The 24,746-nt window shown below is 69.1% G+C and carries 19 protein-coding genes; 6 read left to right on the forward strand and 13 right to left on the reverse strand.

The genetic code is table 11. The features are described 5' to 3' along the window. Positions 1-85: 85 nt before the first annotated feature. From secA to QE385_RS04830, 3 genes are all read right to left on the reverse strand, one after another. Positions 86-2,830 (reverse strand): preprotein translocase subunit SecA, encoded by a 2,745-nt coding sequence (secA, locus tag QE385_RS04820; protein WP_307099603.1) that lies wholly within the window; start codon positions 2,828-2,830, stop codon positions 86-88. A gap of 108 nt (positions 2,831-2,938) precedes the next feature. Then, on the reverse strand, positions 2,939-3,199 hold the full coding sequence (locus QE385_RS04825) for a hypothetical protein (protein ID WP_307099605.1): 261 nt from the start codon (positions 3,197-3,199) through the stop codon (positions 2,939-2,941). 68 nt (positions 3,200-3,267) lie between these two features. Next, positions 3,268-3,708 carry an energy transducer TonB gene (locus QE385_RS04830; RefSeq protein ID WP_307099607.1) on the reverse strand — a complete coding sequence of 147 codons (441 nt, stop codon included), beginning with the start codon at positions 3,706-3,708 and terminating at the stop codon, positions 3,268-3,270. A gap of 144 nt (positions 3,709-3,852) precedes the next feature. Here QE385_RS04830 and argJ point away from each other — a divergent pair, with 144 nt between their 5' ends. Then, a complete protein-coding gene (gene argJ / locus QE385_RS04835) occupies positions 3,853-5,079 on the forward strand; it encodes a bifunctional glutamate N-acetyltransferase/amino-acid acetyltransferase ArgJ (protein WP_307099609.1) in 1,227 nt (408 codons plus the stop codon). Positions 5,080-5,084: 5 nt separating this feature from the next. Then, entirely contained in the window at positions 5,085-5,696 is a 612-nt protein-coding gene (locus tag QE385_RS04840; RefSeq protein WP_307099612.1) for a glutathione S-transferase family protein, read from the forward strand. 187 nt (positions 5,697-5,883) lie between these two features. On the opposite strand, the gene trxA is transcribed toward QE385_RS04840, so the two are convergent. From trxA to QE385_RS04885, 9 genes are all read right to left on the reverse strand, one after another. After that, entirely contained in the window at positions 5,884-6,204 is a 321-nt protein-coding gene (gene trxA, locus QE385_RS04845) for a thioredoxin (protein ID WP_007404159.1), read from the reverse strand. 52 nt (positions 6,205-6,256) lie between these two features. Beyond that, positions 6,257-9,712, reverse strand: coding sequence for a double-strand break repair helicase AddA (gene addA, locus QE385_RS04850; RefSeq protein WP_307099614.1), 3,456 nt, complete (start codon positions 9,710-9,712; stop codon positions 6,257-6,259). Positions 9,713-9,850: 138 nt separating this feature from the next. Beyond that, positions 9,851-12,805 carry a double-strand break repair protein AddB gene (addB, locus tag QE385_RS04855; RefSeq protein WP_307099616.1) on the reverse strand — a complete coding sequence of 985 codons (2,955 nt, stop codon included), beginning with the start codon at positions 12,803-12,805 and terminating at the stop codon, positions 9,851-9,853. Further along, on the reverse strand, positions 12,798-13,553 hold the full coding sequence (locus QE385_RS04860; protein WP_307099618.1) for a nucleotidyltransferase family protein: 756 nt from the start codon (positions 13,551-13,553) through the stop codon (positions 12,798-12,800). Before QE385_RS04860 ends, addB begins: the two co-directional genes overlap by 8 nt. Beyond that, a complete protein-coding gene (locus QE385_RS04865) occupies positions 13,550-14,533 on the reverse strand; it encodes an aminoglycoside phosphotransferase family protein (RefSeq protein ID WP_307104556.1) in 984 nt (327 codons plus the stop codon). Before QE385_RS04865 ends, QE385_RS04860 begins: the two co-directional genes overlap by 4 nt. Further along, a complete protein-coding gene (gene tsaE / locus QE385_RS04870; RefSeq protein WP_307099620.1) occupies positions 14,530-14,976 on the reverse strand; it encodes a tRNA (adenosine(37)-N6)-threonylcarbamoyltransferase complex ATPase subunit type 1 TsaE in 447 nt (148 codons plus the stop codon). Before tsaE ends, QE385_RS04865 begins: the two co-directional genes overlap by 4 nt. Then, positions 14,973-17,360, reverse strand: a complete 2,388-nt coding sequence (locus QE385_RS04875) for a PAS domain-containing sensor histidine kinase (protein WP_307099622.1) — start codon at positions 17,358-17,360, stop codon at positions 14,973-14,975. Before QE385_RS04875 ends, tsaE begins: the two co-directional genes overlap by 4 nt. Positions 17,361-17,520: 160 nt before the next feature. Continuing rightward, on the reverse strand, positions 17,521-18,939 hold the full coding sequence (ahcY, locus tag QE385_RS04880) for an adenosylhomocysteinase (protein WP_307099625.1): 1,419 nt from the start codon (positions 18,937-18,939) through the stop codon (positions 17,521-17,523). 159 nt (positions 18,940-19,098) lie between these two features. Continuing rightward, complete coding sequence (locus QE385_RS04885; protein ID WP_307099627.1) at positions 19,099-19,662, reverse strand: YqgE/AlgH family protein; 564 nt, start codon at positions 19,660-19,662, stop codon at positions 19,099-19,101. A gap of 121 nt (positions 19,663-19,783) precedes the next feature. Here QE385_RS04885 and QE385_RS04890 point away from each other — a divergent pair, with 121 nt between their 5' ends. From QE385_RS04890 to QE385_RS04905, 4 genes are all read left to right on the forward strand, one after another. Beyond that, on the forward strand, positions 19,784-20,263 hold the full coding sequence (locus QE385_RS04890; RefSeq protein WP_307099629.1) for a peroxiredoxin: 480 nt from the start codon (positions 19,784-19,786) through the stop codon (positions 20,261-20,263). Between the two features lie 97 nt (positions 20,264-20,360). Further along, positions 20,361-20,579, forward strand: coding sequence for a hypothetical protein (locus tag QE385_RS04895; protein WP_307099630.1), 219 nt, complete (start codon positions 20,361-20,363; stop codon positions 20,577-20,579). A gap of 81 nt (positions 20,580-20,660) precedes the next feature. Continuing rightward, positions 20,661-22,097, forward strand: a complete 1,437-nt coding sequence (locus tag QE385_RS04900; RefSeq protein WP_307099632.1) for an AMP nucleosidase — start codon at positions 20,661-20,663, stop codon at positions 22,095-22,097. 59 nt (positions 22,098-22,156) lie between these two features. Continuing rightward, a complete protein-coding gene (locus QE385_RS04905; RefSeq protein WP_307099634.1) occupies positions 22,157-22,612 on the forward strand; it encodes a hypothetical protein in 456 nt (151 codons plus the stop codon). 276 nt (positions 22,613-22,888) lie between these two features. Here the strand turns inward: QE385_RS04905 and QE385_RS04910 are convergent, their stop codons facing one another. Continuing rightward, positions 22,889-24,724 carry a M2 family metallopeptidase gene (locus tag QE385_RS04910; protein WP_307099636.1) on the reverse strand — a complete coding sequence of 612 codons (1,836 nt, stop codon included), beginning with the start codon at positions 24,722-24,724 and terminating at the stop codon, positions 22,889-22,891. Positions 24,725-24,746 lie beyond the last annotated feature (22 nt).

The following is a 24,746-nucleotide window of genomic DNA, read 5'->3' on the forward strand; positions in this document are numbered from 1 at the left end:
GTCGATCGGCCCTGAGGTGACGAGGCATGAAAAAGGCGGCGGACCGAAGCCCGCCGCCCCTCTTTTCATTCTACGAGAGGACGGATCAGACCGTCACAGCGCCATGGCAATGCTTGTACTTCAGCCCCGAACCGCAGGGGCAAGGCGCGTTGCGGTTCACGCGGCCTTCCCACTGGGCCGGGTCGGTGCCCAGGTCCATGCCCTCGGGCTGCGGGATCTGCATCGGCGGCATTTGCGGCTGGATCAGGCCACGCGCGGCGGCGTCCCAGTCGTTGCTATTGTCCTCGCCGGTGAACGGATCGAAGTGCGAGGTGATGAAGTCGGGCAGCTCGGGGAGTTCGGGCGGGGCCTGGATCTGGAACTGGGCATAGGCGATGGTGCGCGTCACATCCTCGCGGATATTGTCGAGCATCCGCTGGAACAGCGAAAACGCCTCGTGCTTATATTCGTTGATCGGCGTCTTCTGCGCATAGGCGCGCAGGTGGACGACCTGGCGCAGCGCGTCGAGCGTCGCCAGATGCTCCTTCCAGTGATGGTCGAGATTCTGGAGCAGGATCGACTTCTCGACGCTCGTCCAGGTCTCGGGCTCCAGCTCCTTCGCCTTGGCCTCGACCATCGCGTCCGCCTCGGCGGTCACGCGCTCCAGCACGATCTCGGGATCGATCGCTTCCTCGGCCAGCCAGGCGTCGATCGGCGGCTCCATGTTGAGCAGGTCCTTGAGCTGCTGCTTCATGCCCGCGACGTCCCACTGCTCGGGATAGCTGTTGGGCGGGCAGGCGGTGCCGACGATCGCGTTCACCGTCTCGGCGCGCATGTCGGCGACGACCTCACCCACCGTCTCGGCATCCATGATGTCGGCGCGCTGCTCATAGATGACCTTGCGCTGGTCGTTCATCACGTCGTCATATTCGACGACCTGCTTGCGGATGTCGTAGTTGCGCGCCTCGACCTTCTTCTGCGCGGTCTCGATCGCCTTGGACAGCCACTTGCTGCCGATCGCCTCGCCATCCTCGATATTGCTGCGCATCATCTTGGCGAACAGCGTGTCGGGGCCGAAGATGCGGAGCAGATCGTCGTCCAGGCTGAGGTAGAAGCGCGACAGGCCCGGATCGCCCTGGCGACCCGAACGGCCGCGCAGCTGGTTGTCGATGCGGCGGCTCTCATGCCGCTCGGTGCCGAGCACGAACAGGCCGCCCGCCTCCAGCACCTTCTGCTTCTCCTCGGCGATCTCGGCGCGGATGCGGGTCGCGGCGGCGTCATAGTCCGGCGTGCCCTCGACCAGATCGGGATGCTCGTCGAGCATCCGGAATTCGAGGTTGCCGCCCAGCTGGATGTCGGTGCCGCGACCCGCCATATTGGTCGCGATCGTCACCGCGCCCAGGCGACCGGCCTGCGCGACGATATGCGCCTCCATCTCGTGATAGCGGGCGTTCAGCACCTTGTGGGGCACGCCCTCCTGCACCAGAAACTCGCTGAGCAGTTCGGACTTCTCGATCGAGACGGTGCCGACCAGCACCGGCTGGCCCTTGGCGGCGTGGTCGCGGATCTTCTTGGCGATCGCCAGGAACTTGTCCTGGGTGTTCTTGTAGAACTCGTCCTCCTCGTCCACGCGCGCGATTGGCAGGTTCGTCGGGATGGTGACGACGTTGATCTTGTAGATGTCGTAGAATTCGCCCGCTTCGGTCGCGGCGGTGCCGGTCATGCCCGAAATCTTCGGGTACATGCGGAAATAATTCTGGAAGGTGATCGAGGCCATGGTCTGGTTCTCGGGCTCGATATTGACGCCCTCCTTCGCCTCGACCGCCTGGTGAAGCCCCTCCGACCAGCGACGCCCGTCCATCATGCGGCCGGTGAATTCGTCGATGATGACGACCTTGCCATCCTTCACGATGTAATCGGTGTCGCGCTTGAACATCATGTTCGCGCGCAGCGCCTGGTTCAGATGGTGGACGACCTGGGTATTCTCGAAGTCGTAGAGATTTTCGCCCTGGAGCAGCCCGGCCGCCTCCAGCAGGCGCTCGGCGCGCTCGGTGCCGTCCTCGGTCAGGATGATCGACTTCTGCTTCTCGTCCTTCTCGTAATCGTCGGCCGTCAGCTGCTTCACGATCGCATCGACGCCGATATACAGCTCCGACTTGTCATCGGTCGGGCCCGAGATGATCAGCGGGGTGCGCGCCTCGTCGATCAGGATCGAGTCGACCTCGTCGACGATCGCGTAGTTGAAGGGGCGCTGCACCATCGAGGAGCGCTCATACTTCATATTGTCGCGCAGATAGTCGAAGCCGAACTCGTTGTTCGTGCCATAGGTGATGTCGGCGTCATAGGCCGCGCGACGCTGGCCGTCATCGAGGTTCGGGATGATGGTCCCGGTGGTCAGGCCGAGGAAATTGTAGATCCGGCCCATCGTCGCGGCGTCGCGGCTCGCGAGGTAATCGTTGACGGTGACGACGTGCACACCCTTGCCGGGCAGCGCGTTCAGATAGGTGGCGAGCGTGGCGACCAGCGTCTTACCCTCGCCCGTGCGCATCTCGGCGATCTCGCCGCGATGTAGGACGATGCCGCCGATCATCTGCACGTCATAGTGACGCTGGCCCAGCACGCGCTTCGCCGCCTCGCGCACGGTCGCGAACGCCTCGGGCAGCAGGCTGTCGAGCGTCGCGCCCTGATCGAGCTGCTCGCGGAACTTCACCGTCTGCGCGGCGAGCTGCGCGTCGGTCATCGCCTCCATTTCGGGCTCGAACGCCGCGATCTTGGCGAGGGTCGGCTTGAGCGACTTGACGTAGCGGTCGTTGGACGAACCGAACAGGGACTTGGCGAGGCCGCCGAACATAAGCGATTTCCTGACTGAAATATCGTGAGATGGGCGCGCCGCCAACGGAAGGCCGGGCGCGCGCGACTGCAATGGCAAGGAAGGGGTCGGCCGGGGCCGACGCCGGGGCTATTCGCGCCGACGGCCCATGAAGATCGCGGCGACCGGCCGCGGCGCGGCCGCCCGGAACAGCGCAAGCGGCTGAGCACTGACGACCAGCGTGGCCAGCACCTGCACCGGCCGGGTCGCGGCGCGCGCGACGGCGGCCTGCTTGGCGGCCGCCACGATGCTGCATTCGGCCACGACGCCCCGCGCCTCCTGCCCACGCGCGCTCGCGCCCACGCCGGTCAGCGCGGACAAAAGGGCGGAAAGGAGCAGAAGCAGGTTCATGCGAGGCTTGTCTTAGGCAGATACGCGCGGCGCGTCCATCCGTTGCATGGTCCGGCAAGCCTCGACAGTCATCGCACGTCCGTCGGCAGGCGCGGCAGCTCCCAGCGGACATTGAAACCGCGATAGATGCCGCGCACCGCCTGCCCCTTGTCATCGCGGGCGGGTTGAAACCGGACATGGCCCACGACCATGGCGCAGGTCGCTTCGTCGAGCACCGCATGACCGCTGCTTTCCAGAACCTCGCATCGGGTCGGGTGCCCGTCCGGATCGACCAGGACCGCAAGGCTCGAACGCCCCTCCCACCCCTGACGCATCGCCTCATCCGGATAGGAATCGGGTCCGAAAGCGGCGGCCGGATTGCCCAGGATGCGCGGCGGGACGGCCGGAACTGGAAGATCGCGGGGCAAGCTCCCCAGACCGCCTTGCCGGCTGCGTTCATAAGCCCATTCGATCGAGAACGACGTCAGGATGAACAACACTATGGCAAGCACGCCGACCAGCGCCAGCACGCCATTTCGCAGCCCGCGCCCTGCACCCCACATATCGTCCGTCCCCCGATCCCGACGATCGCCATCAAAGCCGCCGCCCCGATCCGGGTCAAGCCGATGGAAGCGCTTGCCCCTGCCCCCCGCTCGGTTATGTAGCTGGCCCCCATGAGCACCGCCACCTCGCCCCTCGCCCAGCCCTTCCCCGCCCTGCCCGCGATCGACGGCGTGACGCTGCGCGTCGCCCGCGCGCGGTACAAGAATTGGGACCGTTGCGACCTGACCTTCGTGACGCTGCCCGAGGGGACCAGCGTGGCGGGCGTGCTGACCACCAGCAAATGCCCCAGCCCGGAAGTCGAATGGTGCCGCAAGGCGCTGGTGCTGGGCCAGGCCCGCGCGCTGGTCGTCAATGCGGGCAATTCCAACGCCTTTACCGGCCATCGGGGCCGTGCCGCCGTCGAGGCGATCGCCGCGCGCACCGCCGCCGCGATGGAGTGCCAGCCCTCGGACGTGTTCGTCGCCTCGACCGGCGTGATCGGCGTGCCGCTGCCCATCGACAAGGCCGAGGCGGGCCTGGACGCCGCCTTCACCGCCGCGCCCTGCGGGTGGGAGGACGCCGCCGCCACGATCATGACCACCGACACCTTCGCCAAGGGCGCGACGACCACCGCCATGGTCGATGGCCGCACGGTGACGCTGGCGGGGATCATCAAGGGATCGGGCATGATCGCGCCCGACATGGCGACGATGCTCGGCTTCATCTTCACCGACGCCGCGGTCGAACCCGAATTCCTGCAACGCGCGCTGAGCGCCGCCAATGGCCGCAGCTTTTCGTGCATCACGGTCGATGGCGACACCTCGACCAGCGACACGGTGCTGGCCTTCGCCACGGGCAAGGCGGGCAATGCCCCGCTCGCCGATGACGACAGCGACGGAGCGGACGCCTTCCGCGCGGCGCTGGCCGATCTGTGCCGCCAGCTCGCGCTGCTGGTCGTGCGCGACGGCGAGGGGGCGAGCAAGCTGATCGAGATCCGGGTCGAGGGCGCCGAGAGCGACCGTTCGGCGCACCGTATCGCGATGTCGATCGCCAACTCGCCGCTGGTCAAGACCGCCATCGCGGGCGAGGACGCCAATTGGGGCCGCGTCGTCATGGCGGTCGGCAAAGCGGGCGAACCGGCCGAGCGCGACAAGCTGTCGATCCGCTTCGGCGAGACTTTGGTCGCGCGCGAGGGCCTGGCGGTCGAAGGCTATGACGAGGCCCCGGTCGCCGCGCATCTGAAGGGACAGGAGATCGCGGTCGGCGTCGATCTGGGCCTGGGCGAAGGCGCGGCGACGGTCTGGACCTGCGATCTGACGCACGGCTATATCTCGATCAACGCCGATTATCGGAGCTGACGCCCATGCTGACCATCTGGGGCCGGATCAACTCGCACAACGTCAAGAAGGTGGTCTGGCTGGCCGAGGAAATGGCGCTGGCCTATGACCGGCGCGATATCGGCGGCCCGTTCGGGATGGATCAGGCCTACCGCGCGCTCAATCCCAACGCGCTGATCCCGACGATCGAGGATGACGGCTTCGTCCTGTGGGAGTCGAACAGCATCCTGCGCTATCTGGCGGCCAACCAGGGCGGCGAGGCTTTCTATCCGGTCGATCCGCAGGCGCGGGCCTCGGTGGAGCGGTGGATGGACTGGGGCTTCACCTGGGCGGATGCGATCCGGCCGATCTTCTTCCAGATGGTGCGCACCGCCCCCGAGGCGCGCGACATGGCGCTGATCGAACGGAGCGTGGCGCGGGCGGCGGGGCTGTCGGCGATCCTGGACGATGTGCTGGGGCGGCAGGAATGGCTGTCGGGGGCGACGTTCGGCATCGGGGATATTCCCGTCGCGGCCTATGCGAATACGTGGTTCCAGCTGCCGGTCGAGCGGCCGTCACGGCCCAATCTGGAGCGCTGGTATGCGGCGTTGCAGGACCGCGCGCCGTTCCGCGATGTGGTGATGATCCCGCTGAGTTGATCGGCGGCGGGCGGTGGTCTCGGTGAGACCCCATGCCCTCCCCCATCCCCTCCCGCTTGCGGGAGGGGCGTGCCTTTTCGAGCCGCGCCGGACAAAAAGGCCCCTCCCGCAGGCGGGAGGGGTTTGGGGAGGGCATGGGGCCTCGCAAAAACCGTCCCATGCCCGTTCAGTGGGCGCTATGGATTGCTTACAGCGCGCCTTCGAGCCAGGCCTTGATCCGGCCCTTGGGCTCGGCGCCGACCTTGGTCGCGGCGGCCGCGCCGCCCTTGAACAGGATCATCGTCGGAATACCGCGCACGCCGTAACGGCCGGGGGCGTCGGGATTGTCGTCGATGTTCAGCTTGGCGATCGTCACCTGCTCGCCCAGTTCCTCGGACAGTTCCTCCAGCGACGGGCCGATCATCTTGCACGGTCCGCACCATTCGGCCCAGAAATCGACCAGCACCGGCTTGTCGGAGTTCAGGACGTCCGCCTCGAAGCTGGCGTCGGTGATCTGCTTGGTTGCCATGTTCACTACACTCCTTGAATTGTCACCCATCTAGGGCGCGGGCCTCGGTGGCTCAACCACCGAGCGGCAAGCTTTGCTCCCGGTCGCGATAGCCGGGCTTGTGCGCGGCGAGCAGCGCGTCGGGCACCGGGACGAGCCTGGGCCCCGCCGTATAGAGCAGCGCCACCGACACCCGCTTGCCGGGAAAGATCACTTCCAGCGCGGCGGCATAGCCCGCCATCTGCGCCAGATGGAACACCGGCACATCGTCGATGCCCCCCGGCGCGCGACGCCCGGTCTTGTAGTCGATCAGCCGGACCTCGTCGCCGTCGATCAGCAGACGGTCGACGCGCCCCGACACGACCAGGCCATTGGCCAGCGTCGCGGCGATCGGCGCCTCCGCCAGCGATCCCGGCCCGAACAGCGGCGCATAGGCCGGATCGTCCAGGATCGCGAACACCGCCTGCGTCACATCGGCGCGCAGGCCCGCATCCTCGACCCCGGCGGCCTGCACGAGCCAGCGCTCCGCCGCGCCGCGCCGCGCATCCGGCGCGACCGGGGGCAGGCGTTCGAGCAGACAGTGGATCAACCGCCCCCGCTCCGCCGCCGCGCGCATCGCGGGGGTGGGCGGCGGGTCGGCCACCATATCCTCACCCAGCTGCGACGGCGCGAGCGGGCGCGGCGGGCGCGACTCCTGCGGCGCGGGCCGGTGGACCCAGTCGGGCAGCGCGACGTCTTCGCGCCGGGTCACGACGACCGCACCGGGGCGCGGCGCGACCGGCTCCTGCGGCCTGCGGCCCAGGAAGACGCGCGACCGACCGTCGCCCGGCTCGACCTCCGGCACGCCCAGCGCGGTCATGGCGCGGGCGCAGGTCGCGTACCAGCTGTGCATCGGCGGCACGCCCGCCGCCCGCTTGCCCAGCGCGCCCGCCACCACCAGCTGCTCCTCCGCCCGCGTCGCCGCGACGTAGAACAGCCGCCAATGCTCGGCCAGTTCGCGCGCGGCGATCTCGGCGGCCACCGCGTCGAGCGGCCCGCCGCGTTCCTCGGCGCGCGGCGGAAAGACGGGAATGGGCTGCGCCCCCGGCTCGGGCGTCCAGCGCAGGATCGAACGCGGGCTCGCGGTCGGGTCGGCGGTGGCGTCGGCCAGGATGACCAGCGGCGCCTGCAACCCCTTGGACCCATGCGCGGTCATCACCCGCACCGCGTCCAGCGGCGCGGAGGGGTCGCGCACGATCTCGACATCGCCCCGGTCGAACCAGTCGAGGAAGCGTTGCAGCGAGGGCGTCGTCGTACTCTCGAAGGTCAGCGCGGCGCCCAGCAGCTCCTCGATCGGGTCGCGCGCCTCGGTCCCCAACCGGCGGATCAGCTTGCGGCGGCCGTCGAGCGGCCCCGACAGCAGTTCCTCGAGGAATTGATAGGGTGTCGACACGTCGGCGCGCGCCAGCATCTGGCGAAGCGGCGCGAGGTCCTCGGCGGGCAGCGTCCGGGTCAGATGCGCCCATAGCGCACCGCGTGCCCGGTGCCCCGCCGCCATCAGCCGCTCCTGCGACCAGCCGATCAGCGGCGACACCAGCAGCGCGGCCAGCGACAGATCGTCCTCGGGCTGCAACACGAAGCGCACCGCCGCCAGCAGGTCCTGCACCGCCAGCGGCGCGTTCAGCCGCAGCCGGTCGACGCCCGCCACCGGCACCCCCTCGGCATAGAGGCGCGCGACGATCAGCGAGGCAAGGTCACCGCGCCGCTTGACCAGGATCATGATGTCCTGCGGCTCAAGACGGCGGCCCTTGCTCTCCAGCATCACGCCATCGTCCAGCCAGCCGCGCACGGCGCGCGCGATGTCGGTGGCGACCTTGCGCACCGCATCGTCGATCCAGCCTTCCTCGTCCTCGTCGCTGCCCCCCGCCGCGACCGGCGGCCACAGGGTGATGCGACCGGGGCCCTTCACCTCGCTGGCGTGGCGCTCCACCGCATGCCCCATGCCCATGCCGGGTTCGCCCAGCGCCTCGATCGCCGCATCGACGAACTCGAGGATCGGCGTGGTCGAGCGGAAGCTGTGGGTCAGCGACAGCTGGTTGAACGGCAGACCGCGTTCGTCCTCGGGCCAGTCGTCATCACCCGCCACCTCGTCCGCACGGCGCGAGAAATGCAGCTCGGCCGCCTGGAAGTTGATCGGGTCGGTCCCCTGGAAACCGAAGATCGCCTGTTTATGGTCGCCAACGGTGAACAGCGTCCGCGTCGAGGGCGCGTAAAGGCCACGCCCGACGAAGAACTCGTCGGCCAGCGCGCGGACGATCCGCCACTGATGCGCATTGGTGTCCTGCGCCTCGTCGATCAGCACATGCTCGGTCACCTGGTCGAGCTTGTAGCGGACCCATTCGCCGATGCCCGGCCGCTCGAGCAGATCGACGGTGGTGCGGATCAGGTCGTCGAAATCGACCGCCCCGATCGCCCGCTTGGACAATGTATAGGCCCGCGCATAGTCGCGCCCCACGGTCAGCGCATCGGCGAGCAGGTCGGCATGACGCGCGCGGGCGGCGAGGCCCAGCAGGTGACGGCACGCCTCGCCCAGTTCGCGTGCCATATCCTCATAATCGGGATCGGCATCGGTCAGCTTCTTGGAGGCCTTGCGCGGCTCGCCCTTGGCGGTGAAGACCGTGCCCATCAGCTCTTCGAGCCCGGCGACGCGACCCGCCCGGTCGCTGCCGATCCAGCACTCCATCGCCGCCGCCGCCTTGTCGCCGGTCGCGGTGCCCCAGGCGCGGTTCGCGCCCGCCAGCCGGATGACGGCATCCTCGTCGATATCCTCGACGCCGTCCGCGATAGCCTCGTCGATATCGCCCGAGGGCAGGTCGAGCGCACGGCGCAACCAGGGCTGGATGCCGGTGGGCAGCGCCTCCAGCGCACCGGGCGCGCGGGCGCAGGCGGCCAGGAACGCCTCCGCCCCGCCCTCGCCCAGCCGCAGCGACAGCGCGCCGACCGTCTCGACCGGGCCGACCCGGCCTTCGCGCTCGGCGGTCTCCAGCATCCGCGCCAGCGCCTCGCGCGCCAGCACCGCCTCTTCGCGCGCCTCCAGCGGGCGGAAACCGGGGGCGAGGCCCGCCTCGACCGGAAAGGCCGCCAGCAGCCCCTGGCAAAAGCCGTGGATCGTCTGGATACGCAGGCCGCCGCCCGGCGCGTCGAGCACGCGCGCGAACAACGTCCGCGCCCGCTCGCGCAGGTCGGGGGTCGCGGTCTCGCCCAGCGCCTTCAGATCGGCGAACAGCTCGGTCTCGGGCATCCGCACCCAGGCGGCGAGGCGGCTGTTGATCCGCTGCGCCATCTCGGCCGCGCCCGCCTTGGTGAAGGTCAGGCACAGGATCGCCTCGGGCGCGACGCCGCGCAGCAACAGGCGGAACACGCGCGCGGCCAACACCTGGGTCTTGCCGGTGCCGGCCGAGGCGGACAGCCAGACATGCGCGGCGGGGTCGCTGGCGGCGGCCTGATCGCCCTTTAGCGGGGGCAGGTTCGCCATGGGCCGCGCGCTCATGCGGCATGCTCCGGGCGGCGGGAGTCCCGTGCGCTTCGACTTCGCTCAGCGTGAACGGAGGTAGGACCCAAGCCCCCGCTCCGTTCAGCCTGAGCGAAGTCGAAGGCCACGCCATCACGCGCGAACACAGCCCAGAATTTACCGATCACGGCCATACCATTCATCCCGCCGCATCAGCTGGTCATACTCCGCATAAGGCGCATATTCGGGCACCAGCTTGGCGGTGAACGGCGCGTCCCCGGTCAGCCATTGCCCGGCCGCCTCGGCGAAATTCGACGCCGCGATGGCGACGAACTCGTCGGTGCGGATCCGCTCGCGCTTGCCGTCGGGGTCGACCGGGGTGGCGATATAGCCCAGCCCCTCGCGTCCGCGCCCCAGCGACCAATATTCGAAACCGCCCGCCTTGCCCGACACGCCCTCGAACCCGCCACGCTCGGCGATCAGGCCCAGCAGCCCGAGTTGCAGGCTGAACCCCTCGCGCACCGCTGTGGTGGAGGGCGGCTTGCCGGTCTTGTAGTCGATCACCACCAGCGCGCCGTCCGCCGACTTATCGATCCGGTCGAACCGCCCGGTTAGGGTGACGCCCGCCAGCTTGGCCTCGCCCTTGCCTTCCGCGCTCAGGACATGGCGGCCCTCGGCGGCCTTGGCGGCGACCTCGGCGGCGATCCAGTCGATCGCCTCGATCAGACGCGGCTGCCACAGCGCGCGCATCATCGGATGGGTCCGCTGGTCGCGCAGCATCGCCAGCGCACGCGGGCGAAGCGCCGAGACGTCGCAACGGTCCACCTTCCACCACATCTCCAGAATGTCGTGGACGGCGGTGCCGCGCCACGCCGCGCTGGGATCGGCATCGACCGGATCGAGCGGCGACAGGCGGAGCACCCGGCGCGCGTAGAAGGCGTAAGGATCGGCCTTCAGCCGGTCGACCTCGGTCACCGATATGGTCGTGGGGCGCAGCGCGGCGGGCGGCCTGGGCGCGGGGCGATCCGCCGGGGTATAGTCGTCGGGCCGGTCGAGCCGTTCCGCCCAGCGCGCGAGGGTCGGATGCGCCTCGAACCGGTCGCCCGCCATCGCCTGAAGCCGCAGCCAGAAGCGCGAGGCGAGCGTCGGCCCGCTGGCGTCGCGGCGCGCGCGGGTCAGGATCGCGCGCGGCGCGCCCATCGCCTGTGCCAGGTCATGCGCGGCGATGCCGATCCGCTGCTCCAGGCCCACCAGCCCCAGCAGCGAGCGGATGCGCGGCGCCAGCCACGGATCGGGTGCGGGCCGCCCCGGCCAGACGCCTTCATTCAGACCGCCCGCGATCATCAGGTCGGCGGTCTGGAGGCGCGCCTCGATCGGGCCATAGATGGCGAGGCGCGGATGCTGCCCCTCGCGGGGGATGGCGCGCACCGCGATCTCGTCGAACAGGCTGCGCAGCAGGCCCGGCAATTCGGCGGGATCGACGCGCGCGGGGCCATGATCGGCCTGTTCCTCATAGCCCGCCAGGAATTCCGCCGCCGCACGCCCCGCCGGTCCGGTCCACAGCGCGTCGCCGCACAGGCTCTGCCCGCATTCGCGCAGACAGGCGAGCAGGGTGCGCAGGCCCTGCGGCCCGTCGCCAAAGGTCCGCCCCACCGCCTCCAGCATCGGCGCGGCCAGGCTCCAGAAGGCGGCGGCGGTCGGCTTGTCGGCGACATGCGCGGCGATCCCGTCCAGCCCCGGCGCCGGACGCGGCCCCCGGAGCGCCCGGTCGAGCGCACGCACGCCGTCCAACCACGCCACCCGGTCCATCTCACCACGGATCAGCGGATGCTTGAGCAGCGCCAGCAGCGGCAGGGGCGCGAAATGCTGCGCCGCCGCCTCGGCCAGCTGGAGCAGGAACGTCCCCGGCAGCAGGATCGACAAAGGCCGCCCCGCCGTATCGTCGATCAGGATGTTCCACCGCCGACAATGCGCCGCCACCCGCCGCGCCAGCGCGCGATCGGGGGTGACGAGCGCCGCCGTGCGACCCGGCTCCTCGATCGCCTCGCGCAGCGCCAGTGCGATCGCCTGGGCTTCCTCGGCGGGGGTGGCGAGCTCGATGGTCGACACGCCCGACAGCCGCCGGTCCTCAGCGGGCATCTCGGTCCACTTGGCCGTAAAGTCCGCCGGGGCCATGGCATTGGCGATGGCGCGGCCGCGCACCGGCCCCGCGTCATAATCGCCGCCGCCGCGCCACACCGTCACCTCGCCCCGCCCGACGCTCATCCGGTCGAGCAGCAGCTTCAGTGCATATTGCGGATGCGTCTCGATCGATCGCCGGGTGCGGCCGGTATCGGGGTCGGACTTGTGGGGGCCGAGCGCGTCCCATTCCTCGTCGGGCATGGTCAGGTCCAGCCCGGCGAACACCACCGATCCCCCCGGCATCTCCGACACGCAGCGCAGCAGCCGTGCGACCGCAGGGGCGGTGTCGGTGACGCCCGCCGCGCAGACGAACCCGGCGGGCTGCGCCTCGGCCCAGCGCGCGGTGATCCGGTCGAGCAGCAGCGTCCGCCGCTTCGCCGCATCGATCCGCCCCATCTTCGCGAGCACCGCGGGCCAGCGGTCGAGCACCACCGAGAAGGTCGCCAGCGCCGATTGCCAATGCTCGGTCAGTTCGGGCCCCAGGTCGAGCGCCGCGAGTTTGGCCGGATCGACCTCCTCGACCAGCATCTGGTCCAGCGTGCGCGCCAGATCGCCCGCCAGCCGCACCGCCTCGGCCGCCGTGACCGGCTGACCGGCGCGCTGGCGTTCCTGCTCGACCAGCCGGGCCAGGATCATCCGGCGTGCGGAGGGCGCGATGGCGGGCGGCGGCGGCGCCTCGGCATCCGCCGGATCGATCGCGGAGCCCGCCGCCTCGCCCAGTTCGGGATCGCCCAGCGCCACCATGCGCGGCAGGATCAGGCCGCCGCCGCTGGCGCGCACGAACGCCTCGGTCACGGCGCGGACGCCGCGATTGGTCGGCAGCAGGATCATGCCCTGCGCCAGCACCAGCGGATCGCCGCCGGTGCGCCGCATCAGCCCCGCGACCAGCGCATCGGCGAACCCGCGATGCGCCGGGATCGTGTGCAGCCTCGGGCGGCGCGGCTCAGCCATCCGCGAGGATCAGTTCCGTCTGCGGAATGGCGCGCGGCGTGCCGACATCGAACCACAGCCCCTGATGCACCTGGCCATAGGCGCGCCCGGCCGCGATCGCGCGGTCCCAGAACAGGTTGGTCGAAAAGGCCCCTTCGGGCGCATCGGCGATGATCCGGGGATGCAGGATCTGGAGCCCGGTATAGGAGAAGGGCGCGACCCGGCCGGGCCTGCGCCGCCCGGTGATCCGGCCATCGGCGCCCAGATGGAAATCGCCCTGCCCCTGATGATTGTGCGCGCGCGCCAGCGGCACCATCAGCAGCAGCGCGTCCATCGCGGCCTCGTCCCAGCGCGATGCCAGCAGGCGGATCGCGTCGACCGGCCCGTCGACCCACAGATTGTCGCTGTTGACCACCAGCACCGGCGCATCCCCCAGCAGCGGCCGCGCCTTGACCAGCCCGCCGCCGGTTTCCAGCAACTGGTCGCGCTCGTCCGAGATGACGATCTCGATCTCCGGGAACCGGTCGCGCAGATGCGCCTCCAGCTGGTCCGCCAGGTAATGGACATTGACCACCGCCCGCTCGACGCCCGCTGCGACCAGCCGGTCGAAGACATGGTCGATCAGCGGCTTGCCCGCCACCGATACCAGCGGCTTGGGCCGGGTCGCGGTCAGCGGGCGCATCCGCTTGCCGATCCCCGCCGCCATCACCATCGCGGTGCGCGGCACGAGGCCCGCCGGGGTGGGCCGAATGGAAAGCTGTCGGGTCATTCGCCGTCGCCCCGCGATGCAAGGACATGGGGATCGCCGCGCAACTCGGGCGGCACATTGTCGTCGAACCAGGCCGCGACCGGCGCCAGCACCGGCTGCGACAGATCGCGTTCCAGATAGGCCCAGACTCGCGGGCAGAGCGCGGCGTAACGCGGCTTGCCGTCGCGCTTCCACAACCGGGTGAAGATGCCCAGGATCTTGGCGTTCCGCTGCGCGCCCAGGACATGATAGGCGTTCAGGAACGCATCCCCCTCGCCCGTCGCGCCCAGATAGCGTTCCAGCATCGCCTGCTCGATCGACGGTTCGACATCGCGCCGCGCGTCCTGAAGCAGCGAGACGAGGTCATAGGCGGCATGCCCTGCCAGCGCGTCCTGAAAGTCGAGCAGCCCCAGCGTCCGCATCGGCCCGACCAGCATCAGATTCTCGACATGATAATCGCGCAGCACGGTGACGGGATTGTCGGCGATGGCATGGGCGAACACCCGGTCCCAGGCAGCGCGATAGCCCTCGACATCGACATCCAGGCCGACGGTGGGCGTGTACCATTCGGGGAACAGCGCCGCCTCGCGGTGAAGGACGGCGGCATCATAGGGGGCCAGCCCCTCGGGCGCGTGGCCGCGCAGCGCGGCGAGCAGGTCGACCGCATCGCTATAGAGCTTCGCCGTCGCGTCGGGATCGGCCTCGATCGCCTCGCGCATCCGGTCGTCGCCGAAATCCTCGATCAGGACCAGCCCGCGCACCTCGTCCGCCCCCAGGATCGCGGGCGCGGCAAAGCCCCGGCCGACCAGCCAGCGCGCGATCGCGATGAAGGGGCGCGGGTCCTCATGCGGCGGCGGCGCGTCCATCAGGACGGCGCTGTGGCCAGCGCGCGTGACGCGGAAATAACGGCGGAACGAGGCGTCACCGGCGAGCGGCGCGATCACCGCCCCCTCCCATCCGACGCTTGCAAGAAAGGCGGCGGCGTCCGCCGGCGGGGTCATATCGGCCATCGCGCTTCCCAGCCCGAGGGGACCATGGCTGTCAAGACACGTCCGCCATCCGGATCCATCTCCAGCGCCAGCGCCAGCGCCTGCGGCCAGGCATCGGGGCCCGCGCGGTCGGGCCATTCGACGACCAGCGCCGAGTCCCACAATGCTTCGTCCAGCCCCAGCTCCTCCAGCTGTTCGGGCCCGTCGAGCCGGTAGAGATCGACATGCAGCACGGGGAAGGCCGTTTCGGGCGGGGCATAGGGCTGGACGATCGCGAAGCTCGGGCTCGGCGCCTCGCCGGGCAGGCCGAGCGCCGCCAGCAGCCCGCGCGCCAGGCTGGTCTTGCCCGCGCCCAGCGTGCCGGTCAGCGTCACCACGTCGCCGGGGCGGAGATGCGCGGCCAGGCGGCGGCCGAAATCCTCGGTGGCGGCGGCATCGGCCAGCCGGATCGTCATGGCTTTTCCTTTGTGGTCGGGGTCTTGTCGGCCACCCTTCGCGGCAGTTCCACCGTGACCAGCGTCCCCTGCCCCGGTTCGGACAACAGGCTGATCGTGCCGCCATGCGCCTCGACGAACTGCTTGGCGAGCGGCAGGCCCAGCCCCAGCGCGCGCTCGCCGGTGGCCTTGATCCCCGGCTCGGCGAAGCGGTCAAAGGCATGGGCGACCGATTGTTCGTCCATGCCCTGGCCGTCGTCGGACACCACGATCCGCGCGCGCGCCGAATCGCCATCGGCATGGAGCAGGATTCGGCCGCCCTCGGGCGTCTGTTCGACCGCATGGCGCAGCAGATGCTCGATCGTCTCCTGCAGGCGGCGGCGGTCGCCGGTGATCCGGCCGAGCGAGCGGTGAATCTCGACCGCGAAGTCCAGCTTGCGCCGCCCCGCGACCGGACGGATCGTGTCCGCCGCCGCGCGCGCGACGCGGCCCAACTGCACATCCTCGCGCGCAATGTCGGCATCCACCTGATCGCGGGTCAGGTCGAGCACATCGTCGACCAGCAGCCCCAGCCGCTCGGTCGATTCTAGAATCGCCTCGATATAGCTGATCGCGGTATCGGGCAGCGGCCCGGCAAAGCCGCCATGCAGCATCTCGGCAAAACCGCTGATCGAGGTCAGCGGGGTGCGCAGCTCATAGCTCATATTGGCGACGAAGGCGGTCTTGACCTTGTCCGCCGCCTCCAGCGCATCGGCCCGGTCGCGCGCGGCCTGTTCGGCGCGTCGGCTGTCGGTGATGTCGAGCAGCGTGAACAGCGCGTTGCCGTCGGGCAACGGCACACCCGCAAATTCGAAATGCCGCCCGTCGGCAAAGGCGACGCGCCCGCTGCGCTGCTGCCGCTCCAGCGTCGCGGACCGGACCAGCTCGACGATCAGCTCGGACCGGCTGGGCGTCGCCAGCCGCCCGGCGACCCGATCGACAAAGGCATCGACACGCGGATGGCTGGACAGGAATTCCTCCTCCAGCCCCCAGAGCGCGCGGAAGCGGTTGTTCCACAGCTGCAACCGGCCATCGGCCGCGAAGACGCCCAGCGCCTCGAACAGATTGTCGAAGGTCGCGGTCCGCACGCGCAACAGCGTGTCGCGCGCCGAGGCCAGCTGCACCTCCTCGGTCCGGTCCTCGAAGATCAGCAGCAGGCCGCCATCGGGCAACGGCTGGGCGACGACGCGCAAATGGGTGCCGCCGGGCAGATGCCATTGCTCCTCGATGCCGCCCCCCGCCTGGCGGAACCAGGCGGCGCGCTCGGCCTTCCAGCCGGGGAAGTCACGGACCTCGGGACTGCGACTGGCCTCGCGCATCCGCTCCAGGACGCGGTCGAATTCGGGATGGTCGGCCAGCCATTCGGCGCGCATCGCGAACATCCGGCGGAACGGCTGGTTGCAGAAGACGAGGCCCCGGTCGGGCCCGAAATGCGCGACCGCCGCCGACAGCCGGTCGAGCATCGCGCGCTGCGCCTCGGCGAAGCGCTTGGCGCCCGCGCGCGACTGTTCCAGATCCTCGATATCGACCGCGAAGCCCGCAATGCCCCCGGTCGGCAGCGGCACGTCGAAGATGTGCAGCGCGCGCCGCGCGCCGTCGATCGTCGCGGGCAGAACCTGTTCGTGCGGCCGCCCCTGGTCGCGGGCCGCCGCCGCCCCCGCCAGCGGGCCGCCGCGCCCCGATCCCTCGACCAGTTCCAGCCCGCGCCCGACCACATCGGCCGCATCGCGCCCCTCGACCGCCTCGACATAGGCGGTGTTGACCATCGCCAGCCGCAGGTCGTCGCCGCGATACCACATGGGCAGCGGCGCCGCCTCGATCAGCCCGGTCAGCGCCTGGAAGGCATTGCCCAGCCGCTTGGTCTCGGCATCCAGCCGCGCAATCTCGTCCTGCGCATCGGTCATGTCGAAGACCCAGACGACCACCGCGCCGCCCGCGCCCTGATCCTGCGGCGCGCGCGCGCCGTCGAACAGCAGCGTCCTGGGCGATCCCTGCGGCCGGATGATCCGACGGAAACGCTTGCCGGTCTTCTGCGCGGCGATCAGGTCGATGCCCAGCGCGGCGCTGTCGTCGGGGGTCAGGCCGCAGACCTCGTCCCCCAGCTCCTCGGGGAAGCGCGCGACGTCGGGCAGGCCCAGCCAGTCGGCCAGGCGCCGGGGCATGTCGATCCGCCCGTCGCTGCGCACCAGCATGGCCTGCGCCGGTCCGGCGCGCAGCAATGCATCCAGCCGGTCGCGCTCCAGCCGCACCGCCGAGGCTTCCTTGCGGGCGCGCAGCCCCAGGAACATCAGGACCATGCCCGTGACGATGACGGCGCACGCCGCCGCCCCCAACAGAGCCGCCTCGACGCTGCTGATCGCGATCATCCGACAAGGTCCGGGGCAAGGCTGCGCATCCCTACTCCTCTAACCCGATCCGCCAGCGATGCGCCAGAATGAAGAAGAGCGCCGCGTGTCCCGCACGAAAAAGGGGGCCGCCCGGCCGGGCAGCCCCCTTTCCCTTCCCATCGGCCGGAGCCGAGCGGGATCAGTAGCGGTAATGATCCGGCTTGAACGGACCCTCGACCGGCACGCCGATATAGGCGGCCTGCTTCTCGCTCAGCTTCGACAGCTGGACGCCCAGCTTTTCGAGGTGGAGCGCGGCGACCTTCTCGTCGAGGTGTTTCGGGAGAACGTACACTTCGTTCTTGTAGTTCTCGCCCTTGGTCCACAGCTCGATCTGGGCGAGCGTCTGGTTGGTGAACGAGGCCGACATCACGAAGCTGGGGTGGCCAGTCGCGCAGCCCAGGTTCACCAGGCGGCCCTTGGCCAGCACGATGATCTGCTTGCCGTCCGGGAACTCGACCAGGTCGGTGCCGGGCTTCACTTCGGTCCACTTGTAGTTCGACAGCGCCGCGATCTGGATCTCGGAGTCGAAGTGGCCGATGTTGCAGACGATCGACATGGGCTTCATCGCCTTCATGTGATCGGCGGTGATGACGTCGGCATTGCCGGTCGCGGTGACGAAAATGTCGGCGCGCTTCACGGCCTCATCCATGGTCACGACCTCGAAGCCCTCCATCGCCGCCTGCAGCGCGCAGATCGGATCGATCTCGGTCACGAGCACGCGCGCGCCGCCATTGCGGAGCGACTGGGCAGAGCCCTTGCCCACGTCGCCGAACCCGGCGACCGCAGCGACCTTGCCCGCCAGCATGACGTCGGTGGCGCGACGGATCGCGTCGACCAGCGATTCCTTGCAGCCGTACAGATTGTCGAACTTCGACTTGGTGACCGAGTCGTTGACGTTGATCGCCGGGAAGGGCAGCTCGCCCTTCTTGGCGATCTCGTACAGGCGGTGCACGCCGGTCGTGGTCTCTTCCGACACGCCCTTCAGGTTCTTGACGGTCTGGGTCAGATAGCCCGGCTTCTTGGCGATGAACGCCTTGACCGAACGCTGGAACTCGACCTCTTCCTCATTCTCCGGCTCGCCGAAGGTCTGGCCGGCTTCCAGCTTGGCGCCCCACAGTGCGAACATGGTCGCGTCGCCGCCATCGTCCAGGATGATGTTGGCGGTGGTGCCGTCACCATTCTTGTCCCAGTCGAAGATGTCGCCGACATAGTCCCAATATTCGGCCAGCGTCTCGCCCTTCACGGCGAAGACGGGGATACCCGCAGCGGCGATCGCGGCGGCGGCATGGTCCTGGGTCGAGAAGATGTTGCAGGTCGCCCAGCGCACATCGGCGCCCAGCGCGGTCAGCGTCTCGATCAGCACGGCGGTCTGGATCGTCATGTGCAGCGAGCCGGTGATGCGCGCGCCCTTGAGCGGCTGCGCCGCGCCGAATTCCTCGCGCAGGGCCATCAGGCCGGGCATCTCGGTCTCGGCGATCTTGATCTCGGCGCGGCCGAAATCGGCCAGGCCGATATCCTTGATGACGTAATCGTTCTTGGTGGCAGCAGTCGTGGACACGACGAAACTCCGTGCAAAATGGGGCCGACCAAGACGTGGGAAACGCCGATCGGCACGGCCGACGCCTTAGCGGCGATCGCCTTAGGGATCAAATATAAAGATATCTTTATATCGTTGAGCGGGTATCGGATGCGGGTCGATACCGGCGGGAACCGGGGCTCAGGCCGTGCCGCCGCCGGTCACCAGCTGGCGCGGATCGACCCCGGCCGCGCCGAACGCCGCCTGCCACCGCGCGCCCGCGCCGACGTCGTAGAGTATGCGCGGCTCGCCGCCGACATTGAACCAGCATCCCGGCTCGCGCAGCTCACCCTCCAACTGGCCCGCATCCCACCCGGCATAGCCGAGCGCGACGATCCAGCGTTCCGGCCCCCGCCCCTCGGCGATGGCGCGGAGCACGTCGACCGTGCTCGACAGGACCCAGCGGCCGCCGACATCGACGCTGTCCTGCCCCTGCCAGTCATGGCTGTGCAGCACGAAGCCGCGCCGGGGCTCGACCGGGCCGCCATAATGGACCGGCGCGTCGGGGGCGTCGCCGGGCGCGATGCCGAACTGATCGAGCAGCGCGTGGAAACCGATGCCGTCGATCGTCGCGCCGACGCCGATGCCCAGCGCGCCGCCTTCGTCATGCGCGCACATCGCGATGATCGCGTGATCGAAATGGGGATCGGTCATGCCGGGCATGGCCAGCAGGAATTGGCCGGAGAGATAGGTCAGTTGATGCACATCCCGACTATAGGGATCACCGCTTCGCCTCGCCATGCTTGAAATGCGGGGCGGCTTGGCGGCATGGACGGCCCCGACACCCGGCATGGTGCCGGGCCGCGATGCCCCAAGGATTGCAACGATGACGATCAAGGTCGGAGACCGCCTCCCCGCCGCCACGCTGGTCAAGGTGACGCCCGAGGGCCCCGAGCAGGTGAACGCCGCCGATTACTTCGCCGGTCGCCGCGTCGCGCTGTTCGCGGTGCCGGGCGCCTTCACCCCCACCTGCTCGGCGCAGCACCTGCCCGGCTTCATCGCCCAGGCCGATGCGCTGAAGGCCAAGGGCGTGGACGAGATCGCTTGCACCTCGGTCAACGACGCCTTCGTCATGAAGGCCTGGGGCCAGGTGCAGGGCGCGGGCGGCGTCACGATGCTGGCCGACGGCAATGGCGATTTCGCCAAGGCGGTCGACCTGACGCTGGACGGCACCAAGTTCGGCATGGGCCTGCGCAGCCAGCGTTACACCATGCTGGTCAATGACGGCGTGGTCGAACAGCTGTTCGTCGAGGCGCCCGGCGAATTCAAGGTCAGCTCGGCCGAGCACCTCCTCAGCCAGCTCTGATCCAGCGGACGGCGCGGGGATTTGGATCGCTGGCGGAACAGCCCCAAGTCCCCATGCGTTTTACACGCGAGGATCAACAGACAAGAGGAACCATGGCATGACCACCTATGTCCCCCCCGAGAAGCAGGCCGAGGCCAAGAGCCTGGCCGAAAAGGCGCAGGGCGCGGCCAAGGCCGCCGGTGACACGGTGAAGAGCCACCCCTATGCCGCCGCCGGAATCGCGGCGGGCGTCGCGGCGGCGGTGGCCGGGGCGGCGTTCGGCGCGGCCAAGCTGCGCACCGCCAGCGACGACGAGAATTCGACGCAGGGCGCCTGACCCCACGGGGCGGGTGCGGACGGCCATGGCATCGTCCGCACCCGCTTGCCAGCTTCCGCGACAGGGCCTAGCTCCTGTTGCATGACCAATGCCGTACAGATCGTCGAGGAACTCGACCGCCTCTACACCGCCTCCGTCACGCGGCTGAAGGACGCGCTGACCGCCTATCTTCGCGACGGCACCGTGCCCTCGCTCGACGACCGGGCGCATGGCTGTTTCGCCTATCCCGAAATCCGCCTGGTCTTTCGCGGCGACGTCGGACGCCCGACCCCGATGCGTTCCTTCGGTCGGCTGGTATCGCCGGGCGACTATCGGATCAGCGTCACCAAGCCCGCCTTGTTCAAGGATTATCTGGTCGAGCAGCTGACCCTGCTGATCGAGGATTACGACGTCACCGTCGAGGCGGTGGCGGGGCGGCAGGAAATCCCCTTCCCCTATGTGCTCGATCCCGGCCATGCGCTGAGCCTGGACACGGTGTCGGCGGCGGAGCTGGCGCGCTTCTTCCCCGCGACCGAGCTGGCGCATATCGGCGACGAGATCGCCGACGGGCTGTGGATGACCGCCGACGGCAACCGGCCGCTGGCGCTGTTCGACGGGCTTCGCACCGACTTCTCGCTCGCCCGGCTGCGCCATTATACCGGCACGCCGCCCGAGCATTGCCAGCGTTTCGTGCTGTTCACCAACTATCACCGCTATGTCGACGAGTTCGTCCGCTGGGGCGCCTCGCAACTGGGCGAGGGGTCGCGCTTCACCGCCCTGTCGGGCGCGGGCGGCGTGGTGATCGAGCGGCCCGAGGATGTCGACAAGATCGTCACCGACAGCGCGTGGCGGCGGCACCAGATGCCAGCCTATCACCTGGTCGCCAAGGACGGCACCGGCATCACCCTGGTCAATATCGGCGTCGGCCCGTCCAACGCCAAGACGATCTGCGACCATCTGGCGGTGATGCGGCCCGAGGCGTGGCTGATGATCGGCCATTGCGGCGGGCTTCGTCCCAGCCAGCGGATCGGCGACTATGTGCTGGCGCATGCTTATCTGCGCGACGACCATGTGCTGGACGATGTGCTGCCGCCCGAAATTCCGGTCCCCGCCATCGCCGAGGTGCAGGTCGCGCTGGCCAAGGCGGCCGAGATCGTGTCCGGCCAGTCGGGCGACGACCTCAAGCGTCGACTGCGCACCGGCACGATCGTCACCACCGACGATCGCAACTGGGAATTGCGCTATTCCAAGTCGGCGCTGCGCTTCTCGCTCAGCCGCGCGGTCGGCATCGACATGGAGTCCGCGACGATCGCGGCGCAGGGCTATCGGTTCCGCGTGCCCTATGGGACGCTGCTCTGCGTGTCGGACAAGCCGCTGCACGGCGAGCTGAAGCTGCCGGGTCAGGCCAACCGCTTCTATGAGCGCGCGATCAGCGAGCATATGCGGATCGGCATCGAGACGTGCGAACAGCTGCGCCGCGAGGGCAACAAGCTGCACAGCCGCAAGCTGCGCGCGTTCAACGAGCCGCCCTTCCGCTGACCGGCAACCGGCGGCGGGGCGAAGCGTTACGCAGACGGACCGAAACAGGGGGAATGTCGATGGTCGATACACCGGACACCAGGAAGCCACGCCCACCCCGCCGCCGCGCCGCGCCCAAGACAGCGGGCACCGCCGCCCCACGCAAACGCCCGGCACCCAAGCCCGTCGAGGACAAGCCGCGCGAAGAGGCCGAGCCCGTCGCGGTAGAGGATGAGGCCGCCGAGGCCCCCCAACCCGCCGCCAAGCCCAAGGCACCGCCCAAGCCGCGATCGACCAAGCGGACCATGCCGCGCAAGTCGCCGCCGCGCAAGCCTGCCCCCATCAAGCCCGCACCGGCACCGGCGCTGGGCAAGCATGGGCTGGACCGGGTCGGCGGCAAATGGGGGGTGGCGTCGATTTTGGGAAGTCTGGCGGCGGCCGCCGGGCTGACCGCGGCGCTGCTGTCGTTGCGGGGGAGTACGCCGAAGCGGGATACGGATAAGAGCGACAACGGCAAGGACGACCGAAAGAAGTGATCCCCAACCTCCGTTCAGCCTGAGCGAAGTCGAAGGCCACGGGGAAAGCCTGTCCCCTTGGCCTATGGTCAGGCGTGGGCTTCGACTTCGCTCAGCCTGAACGGGCGTTGGGTTAAGCGCCCCTCCACCACCGCTTCGCGGCGGTCCCCCTCCCCATCAAAGATGGGGAGGATTTGGGGTGCCGCTTCATTCCTCCCCAAGCACAGCTTGGGGAGGGGGACCGCTCGCGAAAGCGAGTGGTGGAGGGGCGGGCAACGCCATTCACCCCTCGCAACATCACCAACCCTGCGGCTTGCCCTTGTTCTGCTGATCCAGCCACGTCTTCAGCGGCGCGAAATATTCGACCAGCGCCTTGCCCGACATCTCGCGGCTGCCGGTGAACACCTGAAGCGCGTCCGGCCAGGGCTTGGACTGACCCATGGCCAGCATCGCGTTCAGCTTCTCGCCGACCTTCTTGTTGCCATAGAAGGAGCAGCGGTGGAGCGGTCCCTTCCACCCGGCCTGGTCGCACGCCGCCTTGTAGAACTGGAACTGGAGCACCCGCGCCAGGAAATAGCGCGCATAGGGCACGCCCGCCGGGATATGATACTTCGCACCCGGATCGAACTTCGTCTCGTCGCGCGCGACCGGCGGCACCACGCCCTGGTACTTCAGGCGCAGTGCGTCCCAGCCCGCCTGATATTGCCCGGCCGGGATCTGGCCCGAGAACACGCCCCAGCGCCACTTGTCGATCAGCAGGCCGAAGGGCAGGAACGCCACCTTGTCCATCGCCTGGCGCAGCAACAGGCCGATATCCTTGTCGGCACTCGGCACCTTGGCGGGGTCGAGCAGGCCGATCTTCACCAGATAATCGGGCGTGATCGACAGCGCGACGGTATCGCCGATCGCCTCGTGAAATCCGTCATTGGCGCCGTTCTTGTAGAGGAAGGGCTGGTCCTTATAGGCGCGCTGATAGTAATTATGGCCGAGTTCGTGATGGATGGTCACGAAGTCGTCGGCATTGACCTTCGTGCACATCTTGATCCGGATATCGTCCTTGTTGTCGACATCCCAGGCCGAGGCGTGGCAGATCACCTCGCGGTCGGCGGGCTTCACGATCTGCGAACGCTGCCAGAAGCTCTGCGGCAGGGGCGCGAAGCCCAGCGAGGAGTAGAAGCCCTCGCCCGCCTTCACCATCCGGATCGGGTCATAGCCCTTGGCCTTCAGCAGCTCGCCGGTATCGTACCCGACATCGCCCGCCCCCTTGGGCGCGACGAGGTCATAGATATTGCCCCATTCCTGCGCCCACATATTGCCGAGCAGGTCGGCGCGGATCGGGCCGGTCTTCGACTGGACGGCATCGCCATATTTCTCGTTCAGCTTCCACCGGACATAGGTGTGCAGCGCCTGGTACAGCGGCTCCAGCTCGCCCCAGATCCTGTCGGTCAGTTGCGCGAACTGTTCCGGCGGCATGTCATAGCCCGACCGCCACAGCGATCCGGCATCGACATAGCCCAGCTCCCTGGCGCCCTGGTTGGCGAGCGCGGTCATCTGCGCATAGTCCGCGCGCATCGGCGCACCGACATTGTCATGCCAGCTGACCCACATTTCCTTCAGCCTGGCGGGATCGCGCTCGCTGCCCATCGCGGCCTCGATATCCGATCCGTTGATCGGCTGGCCGTTCCGCAGCCCCTTGCCCTTGCCATAGGCCGAGGACATGCGCGTGGTCAGCATCGACAGCTGCGCCGCCGCGCCGGGCGTGGTGGGCGCGGGCAGCGTGATGCCGCCGCGCAGCAGGTCCAGCTTGCGCTTGGTGTCATAGGACAGGCCCGGCAGCGCCTGATAGCGCGCCGCGCCCAGGCCGTAGCGGACCGCGAGATCGGTCATTTCCGCGCCCGAGGCGGCGGCCAGCGCGTCGGTGTCGTCGGTGATATAGGTCGCGTTGACCCAGGCGATCTGCTGCGCCCCGACCGATTTGTCGGCCAGCGTCTTCTCGGCCTCCGCGACGAAGGCATCGGCGCCTGCGACGGTGGCGGGGGGCTGGGTCGCGGCCGGCTGCGGGGCGGTTTGGGCATGGGCGGCCCCCGCCAGCGCGAAGGCGAGCACGGTGCCGGAAACGGCGGAGCGAAGCATCATTTTCCCCCTGAATTCATCA

Source organism: Sphingomonas sp. SORGH_AS_0950, from assembly GCF_030818415.1.
In the GTDB taxonomy this organism is placed as follows: Bacteria; Pseudomonadota; Alphaproteobacteria; order Sphingomonadales; family Sphingomonadaceae; genus Sphingomonas.